At 58.6% G+C, this 22,815-nt stretch carries 20 protein-coding genes; 9 read left to right on the forward strand and 11 right to left on the reverse strand.

All coding sequences use genetic code 11. The features are described from left to right. Positions 1-45 precede the first annotated feature (45 nt). From EKD05_RS11750 to EKD05_RS11760, 3 genes are all read right to left on the reverse strand, one after another. Positions 46-1,446, reverse strand: coding sequence for a sugar transferase (locus tag EKD05_RS11750; RefSeq protein ID WP_129672885.1), 1,401 nt, complete (start codon positions 1,444-1,446; stop codon positions 46-48). A 64-nt stretch (positions 1,447-1,510) separates the two neighbouring features. Next, a complete protein-coding gene (locus tag EKD05_RS11755; protein WP_165360702.1) occupies positions 1,511-2,299 on the reverse strand; it encodes a WecB/TagA/CpsF family glycosyltransferase in 789 nt (262 codons plus the stop codon). Positions 2,300-2,307: 8 nt separating this feature from the next. After that, positions 2,308-3,330: a lysylphosphatidylglycerol synthase transmembrane domain-containing protein gene (locus EKD05_RS11760; protein ID WP_165360703.1), complete on the reverse strand. Its 1,023-nt coding sequence runs from the start codon at positions 3,328-3,330 to the stop codon at positions 2,308-2,310. Positions 3,331-3,682: 352 nt separating this feature from the next. Between EKD05_RS11760 and EKD05_RS11765 the strand changes: the two genes are divergently transcribed. After that, the gene (locus EKD05_RS11765; RefSeq protein WP_129672891.1) at positions 3,683-4,387 is read left to right on the forward strand and encodes a glycosyltransferase family 2 protein; all 705 of its coding nucleotides are present in this window, start codon (positions 3,683-3,685) and stop codon (positions 4,385-4,387) included. A gap of 112 nt (positions 4,388-4,499) precedes the next feature. Here EKD05_RS11765 and EKD05_RS11770 read toward each other — a convergent pair whose 3' ends face one another. Further along, positions 4,500-5,687: an acetate kinase gene (locus EKD05_RS11770; protein WP_129672935.1), complete on the reverse strand. Its 1,188-nt coding sequence runs from the start codon at positions 5,685-5,687 to the stop codon at positions 4,500-4,502. 174 nt (positions 5,688-5,861) lie between these two features. After that, the gene (locus EKD05_RS11775) at positions 5,862-6,833 is read right to left on the reverse strand and encodes a bifunctional enoyl-CoA hydratase/phosphate acetyltransferase (protein WP_129672893.1); all 972 of its coding nucleotides are present in this window, start codon (positions 6,831-6,833) and stop codon (positions 5,862-5,864) included. A gap of 191 nt (positions 6,834-7,024) precedes the next feature. On the opposite strand from EKD05_RS11775, the gene EKD05_RS11780 reads away from it, so the two are divergent. The 5 genes from EKD05_RS11780 (at position 7,025) to EKD05_RS11800 (ending at position 9,827) form a co-directional block, all read left to right on the forward strand. Continuing rightward, on the forward strand, positions 7,025-7,687 hold the full coding sequence (locus EKD05_RS11780) for an HD domain-containing protein (protein WP_129672895.1): 663 nt from the start codon (positions 7,025-7,027) through the stop codon (positions 7,685-7,687). A gap of 47 nt (positions 7,688-7,734) precedes the next feature. Then, entirely contained in the window at positions 7,735-8,127 is a 393-nt protein-coding gene (locus EKD05_RS11785) for a hypothetical protein (protein ID WP_129672897.1), read from the forward strand. Between the two features lie 54 nt (positions 8,128-8,181). Continuing rightward, positions 8,182-8,772 carry a copper chaperone PCu(A)C gene (locus EKD05_RS11790; RefSeq protein WP_129672898.1) on the forward strand — a complete coding sequence of 197 codons (591 nt, stop codon included), beginning with the start codon at positions 8,182-8,184 and terminating at the stop codon, positions 8,770-8,772. 88 nt (positions 8,773-8,860) lie between these two features. After that, positions 8,861-9,454, forward strand: coding sequence for an SCO family protein (locus EKD05_RS11795; protein WP_129672901.1), 594 nt, complete (start codon positions 8,861-8,863; stop codon positions 9,452-9,454). Position 9,455: 1 nt separating this feature from the next. Then, positions 9,456-9,827 carry a hypothetical protein gene (locus EKD05_RS11800; RefSeq protein ID WP_129672903.1) on the forward strand — a complete coding sequence of 124 codons (372 nt, stop codon included), beginning with the start codon at positions 9,456-9,458 and terminating at the stop codon, positions 9,825-9,827. Positions 9,828-9,876: 49 nt separating this feature from the next. Here the strand turns inward: EKD05_RS11800 and glp are convergent, their stop codons facing one another. The 4 genes from glp to EKD05_RS11820 form a co-directional block, all read right to left on the reverse strand. Continuing rightward, the gene (gene glp / locus EKD05_RS11805; RefSeq protein ID WP_240695753.1) at positions 9,877-11,088 is read right to left on the reverse strand and encodes a gephyrin-like molybdotransferase Glp; all 1,212 of its coding nucleotides are present in this window, start codon (positions 11,086-11,088) and stop codon (positions 9,877-9,879) included. A gap of 8 nt (positions 11,089-11,096) precedes the next feature. Continuing rightward, positions 11,097-12,677, reverse strand: a complete 1,581-nt coding sequence (locus EKD05_RS11810) for a HAMP domain-containing sensor histidine kinase (protein ID WP_129672907.1) — start codon at positions 12,675-12,677, stop codon at positions 11,097-11,099. 6 nt (positions 12,678-12,683) lie between these two features. Further along, on the reverse strand, positions 12,684-13,373 hold the full coding sequence (locus EKD05_RS11815) for a response regulator transcription factor (RefSeq protein ID WP_129672909.1): 690 nt from the start codon (positions 13,371-13,373) through the stop codon (positions 12,684-12,686). Positions 13,374-13,779: 406 nt separating this feature from the next. Continuing rightward, a complete protein-coding gene (locus tag EKD05_RS11820; RefSeq protein ID WP_129672911.1) occupies positions 13,780-14,283 on the reverse strand; it encodes a hypothetical protein in 504 nt (167 codons plus the stop codon). Positions 14,284-14,457: 174 nt separating this feature from the next. Here EKD05_RS11820 and EKD05_RS11825 point away from each other — a divergent pair, with 174 nt between their 5' ends. Together EKD05_RS11825 and EKD05_RS11830 are read left to right on the forward strand one after the other, a co-directional pair. After that, entirely contained in the window at positions 14,458-15,015 is a 558-nt protein-coding gene (locus EKD05_RS11825) for a dihydrofolate reductase family protein (protein ID WP_205703926.1), read from the forward strand. 274 nt (positions 15,016-15,289) lie between these two features. Further along, positions 15,290-18,445: a DUF2298 domain-containing protein gene (locus tag EKD05_RS11830; RefSeq protein ID WP_129672913.1), complete on the forward strand. Its 3,156-nt coding sequence runs from the start codon at positions 15,290-15,292 to the stop codon at positions 18,443-18,445. A 211-nt stretch (positions 18,446-18,656) separates the two neighbouring features. On the opposite strand, the gene EKD05_RS11835 is transcribed toward EKD05_RS11830, so the two are convergent. After that, positions 18,657-19,661 (reverse strand): NAD-dependent epimerase/dehydratase family protein, encoded by a 1,005-nt coding sequence (locus EKD05_RS11835; protein ID WP_129672939.1) that lies wholly within the window; start codon positions 19,659-19,661, stop codon positions 18,657-18,659. Between the two features lie 2 nt (positions 19,662-19,663). Continuing rightward, on the reverse strand, positions 19,664-20,791 hold the full coding sequence (locus tag EKD05_RS11840; protein ID WP_129672941.1) for a DegT/DnrJ/EryC1/StrS family aminotransferase: 1,128 nt from the start codon (positions 20,789-20,791) through the stop codon (positions 19,664-19,666). Positions 20,792-20,838: 47 nt separating this feature from the next. Between EKD05_RS11840 and EKD05_RS11845 the strand changes: the two genes are divergently transcribed. Next, positions 20,839-22,794: a BACON domain-containing protein gene (locus tag EKD05_RS11845; RefSeq protein WP_129672915.1), complete on the forward strand. Its 1,956-nt coding sequence runs from the start codon at positions 20,839-20,841 to the stop codon at positions 22,792-22,794. Positions 22,795-22,815 lie beyond the last annotated feature (21 nt).

The following is a 22,815-nucleotide window of genomic DNA, read 5'->3' on the forward strand; positions in this document are numbered from 1 at the left end:
TCAGGGCTACCGCTGTTGGGCGCGGCACCGCCGTGCCCCAACAGATCAAAAGGCGCCTTTGCCTTGAAGGACAACGCTGATCGTTTTGAGTAAAATTTGCAGATCGAGAAAAAAAGAGTAATTCTGAATATAATAGAGATCATCTTCGGTGTGGAGGTGCATCGGGCGGTGGCTACGGCCATTGATTTGCCACCAACCGGTCATGCCGGGGGGGACACGAAAACGCTGCCATTGCCACGGTTCGTAATCAGCCGCGACGACCGGCACTTCGGGGCGTGGCCCAACGAGGCTCATTTCGCCACGTAGGACATTGATCAACTGGGGCAATTCATCAAGGCTGCTCCGACGCAAAACGCGCCCAAACGGAGTGACGCGGGGATCGTCGGCTAATTTGTAAATCACCCGGCCATCTGCATCGTGTGTGACCACCTCTTGCCAGCGTTGCTCGGCATGCTCGTACATACTGCGAAACTTGAGCATACGAAAACGCCGCCCCTGTTCGCCCAAGCGTTCTTGCAAAAAGAAGATCGGGCCAGGTGACTCGAGGCGAATCCGTAGCGCAATGACCAGCATAAGCGGGGCGAGCAGCAGGAGCAAGAGGCTGCTTGCCGTCAGATCAAAGAGGCGCTTGAGGACACGCTGGGGATAGGTGAGGGCTGGTTCGCGCAGGCTGATCAAGGGAATGCCGCCCACTTGCTCGACAGGGGTACGGGCAAAAGCGAGGTCAATCACATCGGGGATCATATGCACCATCACGGGTTGCTGCAACAGCTCCAGCGAGATATGGGCAACCAGCGCGTGTTCTTCGGGTGAGAGCGCAAAGATAACCTCATCAATCTGGTGTACCTTCACCAGATCAGGTGTCGCCTGCACCACGCCCAGGTAGGGCAACGCGATCTTTGGGTCAGCCGTTGCATGTACATAGCCAGCGACGAGCATCCCCGACCAGCGTGGAGTCGCAAAGGTCTCGGCGAGACGCTCGGCGGTACTTGCCTCGCCCACCACCAGCACCCGCCGATGCAACGTCTGTGGCGTGCGTCGATGCAGATAAAAGCGGATGCCGATGTGGATCAAGACAAGGGTACTTAGATTCAGGCCAGCAAAATAAAGAAACTGGAGCCGTGAGACATCGCGAAGCGAGAGGTAGAGCATGCCGGCAAAGGTGAGGGCAGCAAGGGCAAGCGAGGCGACTAGCCAGCCAATGGCCTCGACGAGACTACTGCGCAAAATCCGCCGGTGCGGGCCAAGCAACCCAAAGATGATCGTCCAGAGGATTGCGACAGCGAGATAGAGGACCCAGGGAAGGGCGGTTTGCGCTGAGGTGATCTCGCGGCCAAATTCAAGATAGAGACGCAACTGCGAGGCAACCCAAAGACAGCCCAGGGTTACGATGATATCAAGCACTAGAATGAAGAAGGCTAAACGTGCCTCGATCCGTTCGCGCATACCACATGCCCTCGTTCTACGTGTGAGGGCGCGACGCCCTCGCTCCCCTGATACGTGTGCAGCATTACCCGCGATGCGTGATCTTCTGACGAAGAATCAAGCCAAAGAAACGTGGAATGCCCAACAAATAACGTCGCCAAAGCCGACGTGGCTCGTACCAGAGCCGACAGAGCCATTCGAAGCCATGGTCAGTGAGCCAGCGCGGTCCACGTGGCACCGTCTCGGCGAGATAAGCAAAGAGCGCGCCAACGGTCATCACCACAGGCACTGCAAGGTCAATGCGGCGTACTGCAACCCAGCGTTCCTGGGTAGGCATGCCCATCCCTACCAGCAACAGCGAAGGCTGAAAAGCGGCGATGGCCTCTAGCGCGGCAGCTTCGACCGTCGGGTCAGTGCTAAGATAGCCGTGGTGACTGGCAACCCGTAGACCGGGATGATGCTGGAGAAGGCGGGCAGCTGCGGCTGCGGCGACGCCCGGTTCGCCCCCAAGCAAAAAGATACCATAGCCATGGGTCGCACAGCTTGCTGCCAGACGATGAATCCAATCAGGGGGAGTAAAACGTTCAGGGAGCGGCCTGCCAAGCAACGCAGCCCCGAGGCGCAAGCCCTGACCATCACAAAAAACCAAATCAGCCTGAGCAAAAGATTTTTTGAAGACAGAATCATGCTCGGCAAGATTTACCGCGTAAATGTTCGCATAAAAAACAGTACGTTTTTGCGTGCAAGCAAGAGCATATTCAAACCAGGCGAGCAACTGGCCGAGGCGTACAGGATGCACATCAAGCTGCCCGATCCGCTGTGGATCAGGCAAACGCATCGCCTCGTCTGGTGAAGGTGAAGGATCGGATCGCATAGGCGGTCTCATTGTTTAGGCAAAGTTTCAGGCTGCTTTACCGTGCTCGGGCGGGCCTTCTTGTCCTGGAGATTGAGCCAGAGGGCGAACAAGCCAGCAATGATCGGCGGTACAAACGTCAACACATGCAACAGCACCCCAAAACTGAGAGCGGGGGCCTGTTCAACGCCGAAGAGCGCGAGGGAAAGGATGCAGAGGTACTGGAAGAGACCGATGCGCCCAGGGGCTGAAGGGACATTGATCCCGGCCATCAGCACAAAGAGGACAAAGAGGGACGCAACGAGTGGCACATCAATGGACAGTGCCCGCAAGACCAGATAATTGGTCAACGTAGCAGTGATCCAGACCACGGCTGACCAGAAGAGGATCTGCCAGCGCCCGCGGGCATCGGTCAACACGTGCAAACTTGCGAGAAGATTAGCAAGCAGAGCATCAGCGCGCTGCTGGAAGCGCTGGGGGAGCCAGCGAAGCACCGAGGCCGGCAGTGGCAGACCACGTCGGTAGGCGACAAGGCCAGCAAGCACCGCAGCAAAGGCAAGCCCGGTCGCAACAAGCATCAGATATGCTGGCTGACTAACCCAGGCTGGCAACGGCATCAACAGAACCAGCAGCACAAAGATCATGGCATAACAGAGCATATCCACGACCTTCTCGAGCGCCACCGTACCGAGGACAAACGACCGCGAAACCCCGAGTTCACCCGCGAGATAGACGCGACTCACATCGCCAACGCGAGCCGGCAAAAGATTATTGATCATCTGACCAACGAGATGCAAGCGCAACGCCTGCCACAGACTAATCGGCGCACCACGCTCACCCAGCAGCACCTTCCAGCGGGCGGCCTTGGCAACGTTATTGAGCACCACACTGCCGAGCGCCAGCCCAACAAAGAGCAGACTCGCCTCACCCAACGACTGCCCAACGCTTGCCAGATCAACCCCTTTGAACGCCAGATAGATCGTCACAAGGCTAATCACGAGCCCGAGGCCCAGGCGGAACCACTGCTGTCTCTGGAGCCGCCACATTGCCATCTCCCTCTCCTCGTGGGGATCTGCCAGGCACGAGAGCGCATCCCAATGCGGTACATCGGCATACGCAACCTGACGCATCAGCGACAGATGGAACTGAGCGCAGTATACCACCAAACCTGAGGTAACCGTTCACACTTGGGGTAAAGCGCCACCCTGGGAGCGCGGGCGGCTCGCCCGCATCCAGACCAGAGCGGGCGAGCCGCCCGCGCTCCCAGGAGAAGTGTGAGCACTTACAACCTGAGCCGGGTTTGACGGGAGACACATGCTTCTGCTACAATCTGCCGTCAGGCCACTAATCAGGCGGTATCATTGTGATTTTAGATCACAAATATAAATAAAAATCGCACATCTTATGGATCAACACAACGAACGCCCTTTGCTCTCAATCATTATGCCCTGCTACAACGAGGCTGCGACCCTCCCGCAGATCCTCGAGCAGGTGTATGCCATTGAGCTAGAAAAAGAGGTCATTGCGGTAGACGATCATTCGTCGGATGAGACCCTGGCCGTGTTGCAAGCAGCAGCCGAGCACTACCCTCGGATGCGCGTGATCAGCCATCCCGCCAATCGCGGCAAAGGAGCAGCGGTGCGGAGCGGGCTCGCCCATGCGTGCGGCAAGATCACCATTATTCAGGATGCCGACCTGGAATACGATCCGCATGATTATTATGCGCTCGTCAAGCCCATTGTCAAAGGCCAGGTTGATGTCGTCTACGGCAGCCGGTTTATGGGGAGTCACACCGGCATGTACTTCTGGAATGCCATTGGCAACAAAGGGTTGACCTTCCTGACCAATTTCCTCTTCAACTGCTGGATCTCGGATATGGAGACCTGTTACAAAGTGATGCGCACCGACATCATTCGTGATCTTAGCCTGGAGAGCAACGACTTTCGTCTCGAACCCGAGATCACCGCCAAAGTCTTAAAGCGAGGTCATCGCATCCTGGAAGTGCCAATCTCATACATCGGGCGCACCTATGAAGAGGGCAAAAAGATGAAACCGAGCCAGGGATTGTATGCCATTCTGGCCTTGTTTCGCTATCGCATTACAGATTAGATTTGACGCAAAGGCGCAAAGGCGCAAAAGGTGTTGAGAGCGTAACTGAAGGCCAAGCGGAGATAGATCAAAAACAGACCTCACAGGTCTTCAAGACCTGTGAGGTCTTACGTTAGCCATCGGTGAGGGCGGCAAGCGTATGCAGGGCGATCATGCGCTCTTCGTTAGTAGGCACGACCCAGGCTGAAACGGCACTGGCAGCGGTGGAGATCCGTGGACCGTGGTGGGCATTCGCGACCGGATCAAATGCGAGGCCAAGCCAGGCCAGGCCGCGACAGACACGTTCGCGGAGGCGACCCGAATTCTCGCCAATGCCCGCCGTAAAGACGACGCCATCGAGCCCACCCATCACCGAGGCCAGGGCACCAGTTTCACGAATAATCCGGTAGACAAAATAATCAATCGCCTCGGCGGCTCGCGGGTCATCGCTGGCCTCGAGGTTGCGCATATCGCTGCTGACCCCAGACAGTCCAAGAAAACCCGATTTTTTATAGAGCAGATCCTGGATGGCGCTGGCATCCATAGCCCTGGCTTGCATCAGATAGAGCAAGACCCCCGGATCAATCTGGCCGCAGCGGGTACCCATGGGCAAGCCATCGAGCGCCGTAAAGCCCATCGTGCTATCCACACTACGCCCGGCCTTGAGAGCGCACATACTCGCCCCGTTGCCCAGATGCGCCACAACAACGCGACCCTGAGCCAGCTTGGGGTCAAGCTCGGGCAGCGTGCGGGCAATATATTCATACGAGAGACCGTGGAAGCCATAGCGACGCACACCCTCATCATAAAAAGCATAGGGCAACGCAAAGCGGTCGGCCTCGACGGGGTGCGTGCGATGAAAGGCGGTATCAAAACAGCCAACATTCGGGACACCAGGCAAGAAGGCCATGGTTGCTTCAATCCCGGCGAGATTGGCCGGCTGGTGCAACGGAGCGAGGGGGATAAACCCGTGCAGATCGTGCAAAACCACGTCGTCAATGACGACGGGGGCACTATAGCGCGCCCCACCGTGGACGACCCGGTGGCCGATACCGAGCAGACCAGCCTCGGGCAAACGGGGATCAAGCCATGCGGCAAGCTGTTCGAGCGCATAGGCATGACCTTTGCCCGAGGGCGGATTGGCCCAGGTGGTCTCAAGGAGCACCTCACCGGCCTGATCGGTCATTTTGAAATGGGGCTGTGTCCCGATACCCTCGATCTGACCCTGATAGCGTACGGTCAGCGTAGTACCGACATAATCAAAGATCGTACACTTGATACTCGACGAGCCTGCGTTGAGTACCAGAATGACTTTGCTCATCATTGAAATCCTTATGGTGCGCGGGCGTAGCCTGAGAGGCGATCCCTTGCCAAGAGGGTTGACCTGTGTTGACGCAAAGGCGCAAAGGCGCAAAGCTACGCATAGACTTACATCAAACCTCTGCGCCTTTGCGCCTTTGCGTCAAAAAACCAGCTTCTTTGAAAAGGATAACGCCTAGACTGGTGATTTCAGGGTCGCACGGCGAGCATAGACAAGCAAGACAGCGACCGCACACGAGGCCAGGCGTGCCCGGAGCGTATCGGCGCGACTGGTGAGGATAATCGGCACCCGTGCCCCCATGATCACCCCGGCTGCTTCGGCACGGGCCAGGAAGGTGAGTTGCTTGGCAAGAATATTGCCAGCCTCAAGGTTTGGGACGAGGAGAATGTCGGCCTGACCAGCCACGGGCGAGACGATCTTCTTCGTACGGGCGGCCTCCATATTAATCGCATTGTCGAGCGCCAGAGGCCCATCAAGAATGCCGCCGACAATTTGGCCACGGTCGGCCATCTTGCACAGGGCTGCGGCATCAATGGTAGAAGGGATCTCGGGGTTGATCGTCTCAACGGCCGACAGCACCGCAACCTTTGGGTGTTCGATGCGCAACACCTGGGCCAGTTCGATCGCATTCTGGCAAATATCGGCCTTGGCCTTGAGGTTAGGGGTGATATTCACCGCACCGTCGGTCACAATCAAGGGTTTGGGATAGGTCGGCACATCCATGATGAAACAGTGACTGATGCGGCGCTCGGTACGCAGACCAGTCACCTTATTGACCACCTCGGCCAGCAGCTCATCGGTGTGCAGGCTGCCTTTCATCAAGGCCTCGGCGGCACCGAGCCTGATCAGTTCCACAGCCTTGGCTGCCGAAGCATGGCTATGTTCCACATCAATAATCTTGTACGGGGTCAAGTCAAGCCCGTGTTCTTCGGCGACAGCCCGAATCCGAGCCTGAGGGCCGACCAGCAAGGGAATAATCAAGCCCTTCTCGGCTGCATCAATTGCACTGGAGAGCGAGACATCGTCACAGGGATGGACAACCGCAACGTTGATGGGATCAAGATCCTTGCATGCATCCATCAACATTTCATAGCCATTAAAAGCATTGTCTTCGGGAAAATCGTTTGCCTGATGATACAGACCCATGGTAGTACTCCTGACTATATCGTGAGTCGTCTGGTATACTAGCGACTGGCACACCAGACTAAAGAGCGTAGGCAAAGTCTGCGCCAATCTAAGCGTACTGGTTCAAGTTACAGCGTAGGTGGGGCGCTGGATGGCACAACCTAGCCACCCCACCCGCCCGTTCCTCAAGCTTGCCAGCAAGGAGTTTGCATATGCCCGTCTCGATCCAACAGGTGCGTGAGCACCCGACCACGCTTGCGTACCTCAATGCTGCCAACGAAAACTTGCGGCAGATCGGCTACACTGAACACGGTGTACGTCATGCGACCCGCGTAAGCAAAGCGGCGCACAGGGTGCTGACCGGGCTAGGGTATCCTGAGCGTGAAGGTGAACTAGCGGCCATTGCCGGGATGCTGCACGATATTGGTAACCTGATCAATCGCCAGTTGCATGGTCAGACTGGGGCAATGCTGGCGAAGGAGTTGCTTGGTGAACTGGGGATGGAGTTATCAGAAATCCTTGTCATTATTTGTGCGATCGGCAATCACGAAGAAGAGTATGGGCATGCCACGAGTGCGGTCGCGGCGGCCTTGATTCTTGCCGATAAAGCCGATGTGCATCTTTCACGGGTACACGAACCTGATCCGGCGAAGCATGACATTCATGATCGGGTCAATCTGGCGGTCACTCGCTCAACCCTTGAGGTGCTTGCCGACGAACGACGCATTGTGCTGAATATGACGATTGATGCGTCAATTGCGACTGTCATGGACTATTTTGCGATCTTTCTCTCGCGGATGGTGATGTGTCGCTCGGCGGCGGCTCGTTTGCAGTGCAAGTTTGGGCTGGTGATCAATGGGACGGAGCTTGAATAAGCGTTGCCTTATTTGCAATCTTGTGAAATCTGGCTCATAATCATGGCATGGCTGTACCGCATCACCAACAGATGTCACGGCTGATCCGGCTCGCTGCGCATCGTACCTGGATCAGTGCATTCCTAATTTTTCTCTTGCCAGGCACATTGCTTGCCTGTATTCTGCACTGCTCAGTACCGTTTCCCCTGGTTGCCCCTGTTGATGAAGCGTCGCCCTTTGTTTGCGGCCACACACTTGCGCTTGCCCAGAACCTCTCCCCGGCGCTTAGTCCAGAACTGATTCAGAGCCTGACGCAAGGGAACTTAGCCCTTGCGGCGCTGCTGATCCTGGCTCTGCGCCTGCAAGATAGCCTCAGAGCGCATACACCCCTCTGGCAGAGGCGGATCAACGACGCTCCGCCGGTGCCGCCTCCCCGTCGGCTGTGTCAGCGAGCTTGCTGATGATTTGACGCAAAGGCGCAAAGGCGCAAAGGGTAAGGGAGAAAGCAAACAACGATGCGAAACACAATAAGCGTGATCCTGCTGGCAATCAGCAGTCTGATCCTGGCGGCCTGTGGGGCTGCCCCGACGACAACACCTGCGGTAGCCCCTGCGACGGGGATGGCGCTTGAAATACGTGATGCCTGGGTACGGCCCGCCAGTCTTGCTGCGATGCCGATGGAGGGCACTGCTGAGAGCGGAAGCGGGCATGGGACGATGGAGGGCACTGCCGAGAGCGGAAGCGGGCATGGCACGATGGATCAGACAACGGAACATGGGGCTATGTCGGCAGGAACGACGACGGCAGGGTATATGGTCATCAAGAACAGTGGCAGCGAACCCGACTATCTTGTCGCAGCCGCTGCCGACATTGCCGAGACCATTGAACTGCACAATGTCTTGATGGAAAACGATGTCATGCGCATGCGCCCGGTCGAGAAGATCGAGGTTCCTGCCGGCGGCGAGGTGGAACTACGTCCGGGTGGGTTTCACGTGATGTTCATTGACGTTACCAGGGATGTGAAGGAAGGCGAGAGCATTCCGGTGACGCTGACATTTGAGCGAGCAGGAACCGTCGAGGTAAATGCCGTTGTACGTCAGCCCTAAATGTTCATGTGGATGGGGCGCTAGCGCCCCATCCACATGAACATTTAGGGCTGACGCCGTTAAAACCTGTTGCTTTGAGGTGTTGATAATGAAAAAATTCTCCTTCATCCTGCTAGGGATGCTGCTCTTGTTGCTGGCTGCTTGTGGACAGAGTGCGCCGCAGTTTCGCGGGACGGTACTGGAGCCAGCTGAGCCAGCCTTTGATTTCACATTGATTGATGAACAGGGCCAACCATTTACGTTGAGCGAGCAGAAAGGGCAGGTGGTTGTGCTCTTTTTTGGGTTTACGATGTGCCCTGATATTTGTCCGGCGGCGCTGGCCGATCTGTCGGCGGTGAGTCGGGAACTCGGGGCGGATGCCGAGGCGATTCAGGTCGCCCTGGTCAGCCTTGATCCTGAACGCGATACGAGCGAACGCTTGCAGCAATATGTCACGGCGTTTGATCCGCGCTTCAAGGGTTTGCGCGGCGATGAAGCAACGCTCGCGCCAATTCTGAAGTCGTACGGGGTCTTTTCCGAGCAGCGCGCATTGCCGGATTCGGCGATGGGGTATACCATCGATCATTCGGGGTTTATCTACGCGATTGACAAAGCCGGGAACTGGCGGATCCTCTTTGCCCACGGTACTCCGGTAGAAGATATTACCGCTGACCTGCGCCTACTCGCCCGTGAGGGAGGCTGAGGTGCAGCGTCGGTCTCTACTGCTCAGTCTGGTGGGGCTCGTTCTGCTGGTTGGCGTGGGCATTGGAAGCATCTGGTGGCTGAATATGCGTGACGAAGCCCAACGCACGCTAGTGATTAGCGTGCCACCCGGTACGGCAGTGCGGCTTGCCGCCGGGGACGAAATCGAACTCTTTCCCCAGGAGATCGTCTTGCACCTGAGCGAACAGGATACGCTGGTGATCCAGAACGACGACGACGAGACGATCACAATTGGGCCATATCGGGTGGCCCCTGGGCAGCGCTTTATCCAGCACTTTGCCGGCCCCGGGACGTTCGATTTGGTCTGTTCGCTCCATCCGAGTGAGCAACTGCGCATCGTAGTAAAACGGTGAGAGGACGTTGAAAAAAGCCAGCATAGCTGGCTTTTTTCAACGAAGCGCATCAGAGTGGTGCCGTCAACAAAGCATCGAGTTCGGTGCCGACAGGATAGATCGCCTCGCCGGGGGGGACAAGCAAAAGCCCGTTGGCGCCGAGCAGCGACATCAGGCGAGAGCTGCCTTGGCCGCCGGTTGTTCCCGCCACCAGATGCACGCCTTCTTGGCGAATGGTGACCCGCTGATATTCGGGGCGATCGTGGGAGGGGCGGATCGGGGTGCTGAGGCGCACGCGCACCCGTGGACGCCAGGGATGCGGATCGCCCTGCAAGGCGCGGAGGGCAGGGCGCACAAAGACTTCGTACGAGACAAGCGAAGAGACGGGATAGCCGGGCAACCCGAAAGCGAGCTTGGAACCCACCGTGGCAAACGTGGTTGGCTTGCCCGGCTTGAAGGCGATGCGCCCAAAGTGAACCGTGCCAAGTTCGGCGAGCAGGGGCTTGATTAGATCGCGTGAACCCATGCTGACGCCGCCGCTGGTGACAAGCACATCAGCCGCTTCGAGCCCGCGGAGAAGGGCGTCGCGCTGCTTGGTGTGGTCATCAGGGGCAATGCCGAGGGAGAGAACCTCGCAACCCGCCTCGCGCAACGCCGCCATCAAGGCGTAGCGATTCGAGTCATAGACTGCGCCAGCAGGGCGAGGTAAGCCTGGCTCGATCACTTCATCACCGGTCGCCAGCACCGCAACCCGTGGGCGGCGATAGACCTGCACCCTGGTCAGGCCAAAGGTAGCGAGCAAGCCAAGTTCCGGCGTGCCAAGCACGGTGCCGAGCGACAGGATCGTCGCGCCCTGAGCGGCATCCTGGCCCACGGTATGCACATGCTGACCAGATTGCAACGTGTGGTGCAACGTCAGCCAGCCAGCGTGCTCCTCGGCGAGTTCGACAGGAATCACCGCATCGGCACCAGCGGGCATTGGCGCACCCGTCATGATGCGCACGGCTGTGCCTGGTTCGAGCGACACCCCGGCAGTCGAGCCAGCCGTCAACTCGGCGATGATACGGCGCGGCTTCAGGCCATCGTCAGTGCGCAGTGCATAGCCATCCATCGCCGCCTTGGGCACATCGGGAAGATTGAGCGGTGCCTGGATCACTTGGGCAAGCACACGCCCATCGGCGGTCAGCGCATCAACTTCTTCGGCTTCGAGCGGCAGCACCCGGCCCATAATCACCTGCTGGGCCTCGTCAACTGACACCATCGGATAGGGCGACTCTGGCATGCCATTCCTCACGCTGGCAGGGTTTGATCGTCTGCGCTGCCTTGATGGGGCAGCACACGATCTATTGTACCATCGCTGGCCGGTTCAAGGGGCAAGACAAAGCGCATCGTCGTGCCGTCGCCGAGCGTGCTTGTAACATTGATCGTACCGCCGTGGGTTTCGATGATACGGCGGGCAATGGCAAGACCGAGGCCGGCCCCGCCGGCGCTACGTGAACGGGCGCGATCAACGCGATAGAAGCGGTCGAAGATATGGGGAAGATCGGCGGGCGCAATCCCGTGACCTGTATCGCTCACCGCAAACGCAACACCCCCATCAGCCACCAGCTGTGCCGCAAGGGTTATCTGGCCGCCGGTAGGGGTATGGCGCAGCGCATTGCCGACCAGATTGCCGAGCACCTGACTGATCCGCTGGGGGTCGGCCAACACCTCGGGCAGCGGATCGGCGGCTTCCACGTGCAACGCGACCGCCTGCTCCTCGGCCTGGCGAGCAAACGAGCGTGCCGTATCGTATAAGAGTTGGGCAGGAGCGCAGAGTTCGGGATAGAGCGCGAGCTGGCCGGCATCAGCCAGGGCAAGCAAGCGCAGATCTTCGATCAAGCGTTCGAGCAGGGCAACTTCGCCGAGCAGACCAGCGATCTGCGGTTGATCAGGCTCATAGACGCCATCCTGCACCCCTTCGAGGCGACCTTTGATAATCGAGAGCGGGGTACGCAACTCGTGGGCAACATCGGCGGTCAACTGACGCCGTTGCTGGTCAGCCGCAGCCAGGGCATCAGCCAGTTGATTGAAACTCAGCGCCAGATCGGCCACCTCGCGCACGCGGCCCGGCTCTACCCGCACCTGCATATCACCTGCCGTCAGCGCCCGGGCCGCCTGGTTGAGTTGCGCAAGGGGCGTGCTGATCCGGCGCGAAAAGAAGATTGCCAGGCCAAGCAAGATCCCGGCCAGGGCCAGACCGGCGGCACCAACCCCGCGGGCAAGATTAGCGAACCCGAACGTCCGACCTTCGCCACTGGCATAATCGATCACCAGCGCCCCCACGGTCTCATCGCGCAACTGAATAGGAATCGTCAAGAGAACCTGCCCATCGGCTGAGATCATCTGCACAGGATTGGCAGGCACAATGGCAACACCAGAAGCAGTCACTGTGCTTGACAGAACATCTTCGGGAGGAACAGGCCCAAGCGGCAGCGTCGCGCCACGTGGCGGTCGATCTGGCATGCTTTCAGCCGAAGCCATCATCGGCATCATCGGCATCATTGGTTCAGCCCCAATGCGACGTGAGACAACCTGCCCATCGGCATCAAGCAGCGTAATGCTCTGCCAGCGATCATCGCGCAACTGGCGCTCGATCACATCAAAACGTGGCTCGACCCCCTCCCACGAACCCTCGCGGCGATAGACCTGGGCCAGACGTGCAGCCTCGCCGCGGGCGACAAACTCGGGCGGGGCCCCCCAATCATCGTGCCCACGCTGAAAGCTGAGCACAGCAACCCAGAAAAAGAGCAGCATGCCACCAATGCCCAGCACAATGACCAGGCTAAAAGCGGTGAGCATCAGACTAAAAACACGGGGTTGTTTACGCATATGTTTTCACAATTCAAGACATTTATACCCAACCCCATAGACAGTGACAATATACTGGAGACCCTGGGGATCAGGCTGAATTTTGCGGCGCAGATTTTTAATATGGGCATCAACCGTGCGATCGTACCCAGCATAGCTCAGATCAAAGACCAGATCGAGCAACTGACTACGGGTAAAAGGCCGTCCGGGTTCACGCGCAAGCACCGCAAGCAGGTCAAACTCGGTAGCCGTGAGATCGATAGTGATCGCATTGCGACGGACGATGCGCCGTTCGAGGTCAATGCTCAACTCGCCGATCTGGATAAGAGCAACCGGGGAAGGAGTATCTTCGGTACGGCGCAACACCGCGCGCACGCGGGCGACAAGCTCACGGGGGCTAAAGGGCTTGGTCATATAATCATCGGCGCCGAGCTCGAGGCCAATCAAGCGATCCGCCTCTTCGACGCGGGCGGTCAGCATAATGATCGGCAATTTGCGGGTCGCCTGATCTTGCCGCAGCGCCCTGGTGACATCGAGGCCGTCCATCCCTGGCAGCATCAGATCAAGCACTAGCAAATGTGGGCGCTCGGTACGGGCAAGGCGTAAAGCCCCAGGCCCATCATCAGCCATCAGCACACGAAAGCCCGCACGATCAAGGTAATCGCGGGCAATCTGGACAATGCCAGGTTCATCGTCTACCACCAGGATTGTTTTCATCGTTCCGCTCTCATCGCGACTTTGTCATAAGACCTCACAGGTCTTGAAGACCTGTGAGGTCTCAGGCCGGTTTTGTTTCTTAGGCATGGTTTCAGAATGGCCCGATCAGCTTTACCGTTTGGTAGCACCGGCTTCCAGCCGGTGGGGCTTCCTGACCGGCTGGAAGCCGGTGCTACCTTCGCTGCGAACGGTCAAGACCGGCTGGAAGCCGGTGCTACCTTCGCTGCGAACGGTCAAGACCGGCTGGAAGCCGGTGCTACCTTCGCTGCGAACGGTCAAGACCGGCTGGAAGCCGGTGCTACCTTCTGCCAACGATGCGCGTTGGCAACGCCTTTGCCCCCCACCCCCGGCCCCGCCCCCACGAGGGGGGAGGGGAGGTTTCGCGCAGCGCGCGGGTGCTTCGCCCTTACTCGACCCGCGGATCGTGGCCTGCGGGCGTCAAAGGTTGAGCTGGCGGGGTGCCACCACCATTGGCATTGCGCTGCTGGAAGAGCCGCAACAAGAGCCAGGCCAGCAAACCCAGGGCAACCAGTTTGCTCAGCGCGTTGAGCAACCCAAAAAACATACCAGCCATCCCAAAGAGGCCGGATCGCCCGTGATCACGGGAAGGATGAGCCATCTGCCCCATGTCCATCCGCATGTCGCCACGATCCATCCGTTCGCGCATATCCTCATTGCGCTCCTGCTGACGTTCAAAGACAAAAGACGACGGCCCGGTATTTCCACGGTCGCCGCGCACGCTCGACCCTTCTGAGGGTACCACCAGAACACCGGACGGTGGGGCTGTCTGCTGATATCTCATTGTGCGCATTTGCATCATGGTACCACCAAAAAAGCCACCAAGGGCAACCATCAAGGCCAACCCGGCAAGACCAAGGGCGAGCCATCCGAGCCAGTTTTGCTGTTTCAATGCTTTCTCCTTGTTGCGCTGGCACAATCAGCCAGCTAAATGAAGGTGTTTCTCGGGCCTCTGCCCTCCCGCTGAAAGGAGTATGGATAGGCCTCGCGGACGATGATTTGCGTCCTGACAAGAGGTATAGTACGGAAGAATTGTGAAGGAGTTATGAAGATCCTGGGGAGAAAGATGATGAGCGCACCTACGGTGAAATGCTCGGTGTATATCGCAACGAGTGTTGATGGATTCATTGCCCGCCCTGATGGGAGCATTGATTGGTTGCAGCGGCCTGAGTATGCGCTGGCTGAGTTGCAAGGGTTGCGCTATGAGGATTTCATTGCTACGGTGGATACGATCGTGATGGGACGCAAGACGTTTGAGCAGGTGCTCACCTTTGATCACTGGCCCTATGAGGGGGTGCCGGTGATTGTGCTGACAGGTGGGCAATTGGCTGTGCCAGCCCAGTTAGAGGGCAAGGTGCGCCTGATGAACGGGACACCGGCAGAGCTTGTTGCGCGACTGGGTGCCGAGGGCAAGCAACATCTTTATATTGATGGGGGCAAGACGATCCAGCGTTTTTTGGAGGCCGGGCTGATTGACGAGCTAACGATCACCCGTGTCCCAATCGTACTCGGGGCAGGCATCGGACTCTTTGGTGATCCTGTGCCTGAGCAACGCCTACACCTGCTTGGATGCAGTGTCTCGGCGAATGGTTTTGTGCAGGTCAGGTATGCAAAAGTGAGGTAGATCCAGACCGTCTCATCGCCGCAATAGTTGTCAAGATGCCAGGCTGAGAGCAGAGTCTCAGGCGTCCCGACGGCAGAGATGCTTCGCTTCGCTCAGCATGGCAAGGCTGCGCGCATGCCAGAAAATTTCGCGGCCTGGGAGCGCGGGCGGCCCGCCCGCTTCGGAAGCAAAAGCGGGCGGGCCGCCCGCGCTCCCAGGGAGACCAGCAAACGTCGTTGACAGACTACCTTCGTTTCGTGTTTCCTCACGAGGTGGGATCAGGTAGAATCATGCCATGCGTAGATGGAAGATTCTCTGGCTCTTGCTCTTGCCACCGCTGGCGGCGCTGCTGTTGTGGCAGTATCAGGGTGTTACGGTTATGTACCCTGCGTCACTGCATAGCTTTGATCAACTGGCAGGCTTCGAGCCGGTTGAACGCAATGCGATTGGCGCGTATCGCTGGAGTGGCCCCGAGGCGCGGTTGAGTCTGCCGGTGCGGGCGACGCAGCGCAGTGCGTTGAGCTTGCGCGGGGCTGTGGCACCAGGGGCCACTATTGCGCTCAGCGTTGGCGCGACACCACTCGTCACACTTGTAACTGACGAAGGCGAACCAGAGCTGCGCCACTATCATCTGCTCAGCCCGCTGCCTGCAGATCACCTCGGGTGGGTTGATCTGCACCTGCGCGCCGAGCCGCCAGCAGTGGTCGAGAGCCGGCAGATTGGGTTGGCACTCTTTGAAGTTGAGGTACGTCCATTTGATCCGGCGCTTCGTCTGCCGCCAGGCTTTGCCTGGCTCGCCCTGAGTATCTTGCCCGTGCTGCTGGCTCTGGGCCTTGCAGGGCTGGGCCTGACGCGGGCGGTGACAATCGCCAGCGCAGCCGGGGTTGCGCTGGTCTTCGCGTGGGCGGTGCGTCCCGAATTGACGGGTTCCTTCTTGCGTGACCTCCAGGCCTTCGCTGATCCGCTCGTATTGCGCTGGTGGCTGGCCCTTCAACTCATTGGCCTGGCCGGGCTTCCCATAACGATGCTCGCCTTGCGCTCACTGCCGCTCGCCGGGTATCCGCTTGCTAAAAGCCTCGGTCTCTTGTTGGTCACGCTCGTCGCCTGGGTTGGCGCACTGATTGGCCTTGCGCCATTCGAGGTACCGCTGGTGATAGGAGCAGTGCTGGCGGTAGCCCTGGTTGGCATCGGCGCGTGGATCATCGCCCAGCGCCGGGGGCTTGACTGGCCGCGCCTCAGCTGGCAGGCCATCGTCGGCTGGGAATTGCTCTTGCTGGTCGGCCTCTTTGCCGGGTGTATGTTTCGCTGGCATGGGTCAGTTGGTCCGGCCCTGACGGGTACCGAAAAACCAATGGAGGTGATGATCATCAATGCGCTCTTGCGGTATGATCAGATTCCTCCGGCCTCGCCCTGGTTTGCTGGGTATCCGTTCAACTACTACTACCTCGGCTATGTCGCGATTGGAGCACTGGCGCTGCTCACAGGAACACCAGGCGCATATGCATTCAATCTTGGCTTTGCGGTCGTCGTCGCGCTGATCGTTGTCGGGGTTGCCTATCTTGCCGTCGCGCTGGTGCGGCTAACGCACGTGGCAACGCGGCCAGTGCGTCAGGTAGAAGCCCTTGCCGTTGGATTGCTCGCGCTGATCTTTGTCATTCCGCTTGGCAGCCAGGCGTCGGCGATCCAACTCGCGGTTGGCACGCAGAGCTGGTGGGTACTCGATATCGATCAGCTTGGCGAAGCATTGCAGCAACGGCTCGCCGGGGCCGAGACGATCACGCTCAGTCGGCCAACGGTGCGCGGATGGCAAGAACCAGCGTGGAGTGAACTGACGGTCGATCCGTGGCCTTCGTTTGCTTGGTTTCGGCCTTCGCGGGTGATCTTCGATGAGATGCCGCTGCCTGAAGGCGGCGTTGAGCGGCGGCAGGCGATTACCGAATTCCCCGCTTTTACCTTTTATCTTGGCGATCTGCACCCGCACACCCTGGCACTCCCGATTGCCCTGCTTGGGCTCGGGTTGGCGCTGGCGCTGGTCGCAGGTGGCACCCAACCGCTCACAGCGGCGGTCGCGGGGATCGTGGTCAGTGCGCTCTACTGCATCAACTCGTGGGATGCCCCAACCTACGCGCTGCTCTTTGGGGGAGCGATGGTGATAGGCGCATGGCGCACCGGTGAAGCGCAGCGCTGGCAACGGCTGATCATCGCGGCCTGTTGCTTTGGTATCGCGGCAATGCTCACCATTGCACCATTTCTGCTCACCTTCACCGCGCCAGCAGGTTCGGTGCTTGATGAAAGCCTGGCCGACCTCCCGATCATTGGGCGGCTGGCAACCATGCTGGCCTGGTCACAGCATCGGTCGCGGCTGCTCGGCTTTGTGGTGATGTTCGGGCTCTTTCTCGTGCCGATGCTGGCTGCTGCCTTGCGTGGTCCTGGTAAAACCGAGGCGCGGTCGCCGCAGGATCAAGGCGATCATCTCGCGCAAGCCAGGTACACGTATGTCCCGGACTGGCTTGTGCGGGGAGTGATCTGGGGTGGCATGATCACGCTGGTGGTCGGCCTGGTCATCGGTTTCCCTCTGCTCTTCCTGCTCCCCCTGATCGTGCTGCTCGCCTTACGAGCCTGGCAAGCCCAGAGTACGGGATTAAGCGTGGCCTTCTGGGCGGCCGCAGTCGGTAGCGTCGCGCTCTTTGTGCCCGAAGTGGTCTATATTGAAGATCATCTTCAGACCATCATGAGCCGTCAGAATATGATCTTCAAATTTTACTATCAAGTCTGGCTCATCTGGGGCATCGTCGCCGCCTATGCCGTCTGGTGGCTGATCGTGCAGATCGGGCTTGAGCAAAAGCAGGTGCATGATCAAGCGAAGGCAAGCCTGCCCGTATGGCGCACGTGGCTCAGACGAAGTAGCCATCTGGCGTGGATGCTCCCGTTGATCATCTTGCTCGCCGGGGCATCGATCTACCCAATTGGCCTGGCCCGCTGGACGGAACCGGTACTACCGGGCGAGCGCACCTTTGACGGGATGGCCTTTTTGGGGCAGACCGCCCCCGACGAACTGGCTGCGATCCGCTGGCTCGAGGCCAACGTGGGCCTCGAGGAACGGATGGTGAATGGCTTCTGCAACTGCGAATACGAACGACTAAACCGAGCCTCGGCGTTCAGTGGCGTGCAGAGCGTGCTAGGCTGGCTTGTTGGTCACGAGCGGCTCTGGCGCAGTGGCCTTGCCGAGCAGATGGCGGTGATGGATGAACGGCAGCGTGACATACCAGCGATCTACCAGGCGGCTACCCTCGAAACAGCCCTCGAATTGCTGCATAAACACAACATCAGCTACATCTATGTGAGCCCGCTTGAACGTGAATTCCATGGCACGCAAGGCGAGCAACTCTTTGCCGAGCACTTTGAACTGGTATTTAGTCAGGGGGAGTTTCAGATCTATCGTAGGAAGTAGGAAAGAGGAAATAGCAAGTAGGAAACATGGAAACTTATTAAAGGCTGTCTGAAAAGGGTGTCAGCATCGTTCTCCACCACGTGGCAAGTCCTGGGAGTGCCGGCTTCAGCCAGCTAAAGCCGGCACTCCGGAGCACAACCCGTCAACTTTTCAGATAGCCTCTGAGGAGGCTGTGGACGTTTCTGAGTAGTAACGTAGCCTGAACCATGCCTTACCAATAATAAGCACGGTGCTCGCGGTAGAAGACGAGGCAGCGGGCCAAACCCTCGCGGAGCGAGACCTGGGGCATCCAACCGAGGCGCCCGCGGATGAGGCGATAATCGCCGTAGTAGTCGCCGATATCAATCGGCTTGCGGTCACTCGGGAAGGGAATGATTTCGTACTGACCTTCCCCATAGATTTCGACCATCAGTGCGGCGAGATCACGCAGATTGATCGTCTCATCGCTGCCCAGGTTAAAGATCTGCCCATGGGCATTGGGACTCGCCGCTGCGAGCAAGAGCGCCTCGACACAATCATCAACATAGGTGAAATCGCGGATTTGTAAGCCATCGCCCCAGACCTGGATCGTCTGGCCTTCGATCAAGTGCTTGATCCAGATGCCAAGAAAAGTCTGACGGGCATCTTTTACCCGCATCCGTGGGCCATAGGTATTGGTGAGCCGCAAGGCGCAACTGCGAATTCCATAAACATTATTGTAAAGAATATGATACCACTCGCCAGCCATTTTGTTGATGCCATTGACATCAACCGGGTGCAAGGGGTGGCGTTCATCAACGGGCAGATAGTCCGGCTTGCCGTAGATCTGCCGGGTTGACGCATAGACAACGCGAATAGCTTGATTATGCTTGCGACAACTTTCCAAAATCGAAAGTTGCGAACGTACATTAATTTCAAGATCGGTATACGGATCGCGCATCGAATCCATATGGCTCGTCTGGCCAGCCAGATTAAAGAGATAATCCTGGCCCTGGACAAGATAGTTCATCGAATGCTCATCGCGCACATCAGAGAAATTGACCCTGACCTGATCTTCGAGACCGGTGAGGTTATGGAGATTGCCGCCATATTCGGGGATGAGCGAATCGACGAGCGTCACCGTCGCCCCGAGTTCAACGAGGCGCAAAGCCAGATTTGAGCCGATGAAACCAATGCCGCCGGTAATCAAGACGCGGGCCCCATTGAAACTATCGGCATAGGGAGAGAGCGCATTCATCATTAGACGACTCCTTGACGCACCACTGCGCAGACCCGCTCGATCTCGGCGCGGGTCAACTCGGGAAACATTGGCAGCGAGAGAATGCGTCCGGCGAGATCCTCGGTCACTGGCAAGCTCACGGTGCCATCATAGAGTTCGGCATACGCGGGATGCTGATGGGCGGGGAGGGGATAGTGTACATCGCAGCCAATCCCGGCGGCGAGCAACGTCTGACGGAGGTGCTCACGAGCGGCGTGATCGGGCAGCGTGATGACAAAGAGGTGATAGACCATGCCTGGTTCATCAACAGGCAAAGTCAGCGGGAGATCGGCGAGCAACTGGCGATACCAGGCAGCGCGTTCGCGGCGCGCCTGATTGCCTTGTTCGAGATAGAGCAGCTTGACGCGGAGGATCGCGGCTTGCAACTCATCGAGGCGAGAATTACGGCCCCCGACTTCAACCGTCTCATACTTCTTGCCCCAGCCATACATCCGCAGGCGGCGCAGCGCCTCGGCGAGCAGGCGATCATCGGTTATCATCGCCCCGCCATCGCCAATGGCCCCCAGATTCTTGCTCGGATAGAAGCTAAAGCAGGCGAGGTGGCCCCAGGCCCCGGCACGCTGCGGCTGGCCCTGGTCATCAAGGAGAAAAGCGCCGTGCGCCTGGGCGGCATCCTCCACCACCACCAGATCGTGGCTGGTTGCAATATCCATGATGGCCGGCATATCAGCCATGCGTCCAAAGAGATGCACCGGAATGACGGCACGGGTCGCCGAGGTAATGGCCGCCTCGAAGGCCGCTGGTGCCATATTCTGGGTCACAGGGTCAACCTCGACCAGTACTGGAAGCGCCCCAACCTGCAGGATAGCCGCAACCTGGTACATGCATGCATTAGCGACCGTAATAACCTCATCACCGGGACCAATGCCCAGGGCAGCAAGGGCGAGATAGAGCGCCTCGGCCCCACTGGCAACACCGACACAATGGCTCGCCCCGCAATAGGCCGCAAACTCAGCCTCGAACGCGGCAACCTGCTCGCCCAGGATGTACCACCCACTCGCGAGCGTGCGGGCAATCGCCGCATCAAGTTCAGGACGCATCGCCTCATACTGACGTTTCAGGTCACCAAAAGGAACTGCTCCATTCATCATGTGCTTCTTCTCCACAAAATGCTTTGGGTGATATTATACGGTATATGCGAATACTAATCCTAATTCTGGTGATCATCAGCCTCTTGGTCGCAACCGTACCGTCGAGTCATGCCGAGCCCGATCTTGGATTGGCAACGAGGCAGCCTACGCAGTTGACGATGTTTGGGATGAACACCTACTTTACGGGTCTTGAACGCTTCTGGAATGACGGTGAGGCAGGCATTGCCACCCTCGTGGCCGAGGGGCGCCAACTTGGTGTAGCCTGGGGCCGCGAGGAACTGAGTTGGGCCAACCTTGAGCGGGCGGGCAAAAGCCAATGGGATTGGGCCTTGATGGATCGCCGCATCCTAGAGATGGCCGAAGCCGGCTATGGCATCGTCGGCATGCTCTTGACCACACCCCAGTGGGCGCGCATCGCCGATTGCGAGCAACGCCGCACCCAGTACGCCTGGGCAGGTGTTTTTGCCGAAGCATACTGGTGCCCCCCGGCCAGTACGCAAGATTTTGCCGACTATGTCGCGACCGTAGTTGAGCGCTACGATGGCGACGGGATCAATGATGCGCCCGGTTCACCACGCATTGCTGTCTGGCAAATCTGGAATGAACCGAATGCCTGGGAGACGTGGCCGGGCTCGCCAGCCGAATATGCCGCGCTACTCGAAGTGGGCTATCTAACGGCCAAAGCCGCCGATCCAACGGCCATCGTAGCAACCGGCGGGCTCTATGTTTTTGATGGGGGCTGGAACGACGGCATCGGGCATCGTGATGGACTAAGTTTTATGAACGATGCACTGGCTGCCCGCCCATCAACCTGGTTCAATTTTGATGCGCTAGCGATCCACCCATATATGCCTACAGCTGCGCCGGATGGGGCAGGTATTTTTGGCAGCGTGACCCTATGGGGCCGCCTGACCACCAGTCGCAACTGGCTCAATGAGCAGACGGCCCGGCGCGGCGGGCCAGTGCGCCCAATCTGGATCAGCGAGGTCGGCTGGTCGACCTGTACGGCTGCCGATCCTGGCTGCCTCATTGGGGGTGCCGCACGCAACCGGAGCGCCAACAACCCTGAGGACCAGCACGTCTATTTTGGCCCCACGGCATCACGCGCACCGCTGCATAGCTGTCGTGACTGCAACCTTCGGGGCGACCTGAGTGCGCTAGTGGGCAAAAGCGAGGATCAGCAGGCGAACTATCTGGTGCGCACCTACGGGATCGCGCTGGCGCAGGGCATCACCCATCTCAACTGGTTCCAACTGGAAGATAAATTCGACGGGGCTGCCCAGAACTTCTGGCAGCAGGCCGCGCTTTTGCGTACCGTCAGAGAAGGGTACGCCCGCAAGCCAGCGGCCAATGCGTATGCCACCCTGATCGCTCAACTTGGCCCCGAACCACAGTTTGCGGGCTTTGGGCCACTGCACACCTTTCAGCACCAGGCCGATGCGCTGAGTAGCGTCGCACGCTTTCACCTGCGCTTTACCACACCCGACCAGCAGACGGTCGATCTCATCTGGCGGAACGACGGCCTCGAAGATGTCGCCGTCCCGCTGCAACCTGGAACGAGCGCGAGTCTCTTCAATCGTGACGGCCAAGCCGTCGCGCTGCCGATCCAGGATGGACAGGGCATCATTCGTCTGAGCGAGAGTCCGGTCTATCTGCGCCAAGGAGTGCCTGCGGTGCTGCAGCATAGTCCAGCGGCCATCGCGATCATGGTACGCCCAGGCACAGGGCCACAAAACATCAGCATCGCGCTCAGAAACACAGGTTCAGGCACGATCACCTGGCAAACCGCGCTAGACGTGGCGTGGGCAACCGTTGAGCCAGCAAGTGGCAGCGGCTACAGCAGTGATCTGCTGCTGACGGTGAACCCTGGGACGTTGAGTGAGGGAACGCACACCGGCACCTTGCGCATCACCAGCAACGCCGGCAACGCGAGCATCCCCCTGCGCGTAATCGTCAGTTCACAACTCAACCGGCACTATTTGCCGCTTGTGGGGCGGTGATGATGTACGGATCTACGGGTT

This window comes from Candidatus Chloroploca sp. Khr17, assembly GCF_004138165.1.
Taxonomy (GTDB): Bacteria; Chloroflexota; Chloroflexia; order Chloroflexales; family Chloroflexaceae; genus Chloroploca.

Excerpts from the sequence above, each read along its gene's own strand:
- glp (WP_240695753.1), bottom strand. The coding sequence starts at position 11,088 with ATGCCAGAGTCGCCCTATCCGATGGTGTCAGTTGACGAGGCCCAGCAG.
- EKD05_RS11750 (WP_129672885.1), bottom strand. The coding sequence starts at position 1,446 with ATGCGCGAACGGATCGAGGCACGTTTAGCCTTCTTCATTCTAGTGCTT.
- EKD05_RS11760 (WP_165360703.1), bottom strand. The coding sequence starts at position 3,330 with ATGGCAATGTGGCGGCTCCAGAGACAGCAGTGGTTCCGCCTGGGCCTC.
- EKD05_RS11795 (WP_129672901.1), top strand. The coding sequence starts at position 8,861 with ATGAAAAAATTCTCCTTCATCCTGCTAGGGATGCTGCTCTTGTTGCTG.
- EKD05_RS11775 (WP_129672893.1), bottom strand. The coding sequence starts at position 6,833 with ATGGGTCTGTATCATCAGGCAAACGATTTTCCCGAAGACAATGCTTTT.
- EKD05_RS11780 (WP_129672895.1), top strand. The coding sequence starts at position 7,025 with ATGCCCGTCTCGATCCAACAGGTGCGTGAGCACCCGACCACGCTTGCG.
- EKD05_RS11825 (WP_205703926.1), top strand. The coding sequence starts at position 14,458 with ATGATGAGCGCACCTACGGTGAAATGCTCGGTGTATATCGCAACGAGT.
- EKD05_RS11785 (WP_129672897.1), top strand. The coding sequence starts at position 7,735 with ATGGCTGTACCGCATCACCAACAGATGTCACGGCTGATCCGGCTCGCT.
- EKD05_RS11790 (WP_129672898.1), top strand. The coding sequence starts at position 8,182 with ATGCGAAACACAATAAGCGTGATCCTGCTGGCAATCAGCAGTCTGATC.
- EKD05_RS11765 (WP_129672891.1), top strand. The coding sequence starts at position 3,683 with ATGGATCAACACAACGAACGCCCTTTGCTCTCAATCATTATGCCCTGC.
- EKD05_RS11845 (WP_129672915.1), top strand. The coding sequence starts at position 20,839 with ATGCGAATACTAATCCTAATTCTGGTGATCATCAGCCTCTTGGTCGCA.
- EKD05_RS11755 (WP_165360702.1), bottom strand. The coding sequence starts at position 2,299 with ATGCGATCCGATCCTTCACCTTCACCAGACGAGGCGATGCGTTTGCCT.
- EKD05_RS11770 (WP_129672935.1), bottom strand. The coding sequence starts at position 5,687 with ATGAGCAAAGTCATTCTGGTACTCAACGCAGGCTCGTCGAGTATCAAG.
- EKD05_RS11830 (WP_129672913.1), top strand. The coding sequence starts at position 15,290 with ATGCGTAGATGGAAGATTCTCTGGCTCTTGCTCTTGCCACCGCTGGCG.
- EKD05_RS11815 (WP_129672909.1), bottom strand. The coding sequence starts at position 13,373 with ATGAAAACAATCCTGGTGGTAGACGATGAACCTGGCATTGTCCAGATT.
- EKD05_RS11840 (WP_129672941.1), bottom strand. The coding sequence starts at position 20,791 with ATGAATGGAGCAGTTCCTTTTGGTGACCTGAAACGTCAGTATGAGGCG.
- EKD05_RS11810 (WP_129672907.1), bottom strand. The coding sequence starts at position 12,677 with ATGCGTAAACAACCCCGTGTTTTTAGTCTGATGCTCACCGCTTTTAGC.
- EKD05_RS11835 (WP_129672939.1), bottom strand. The coding sequence starts at position 19,661 with ATGAATGCGCTCTCTCCCTATGCCGATAGTTTCAATGGGGCCCGCGTC.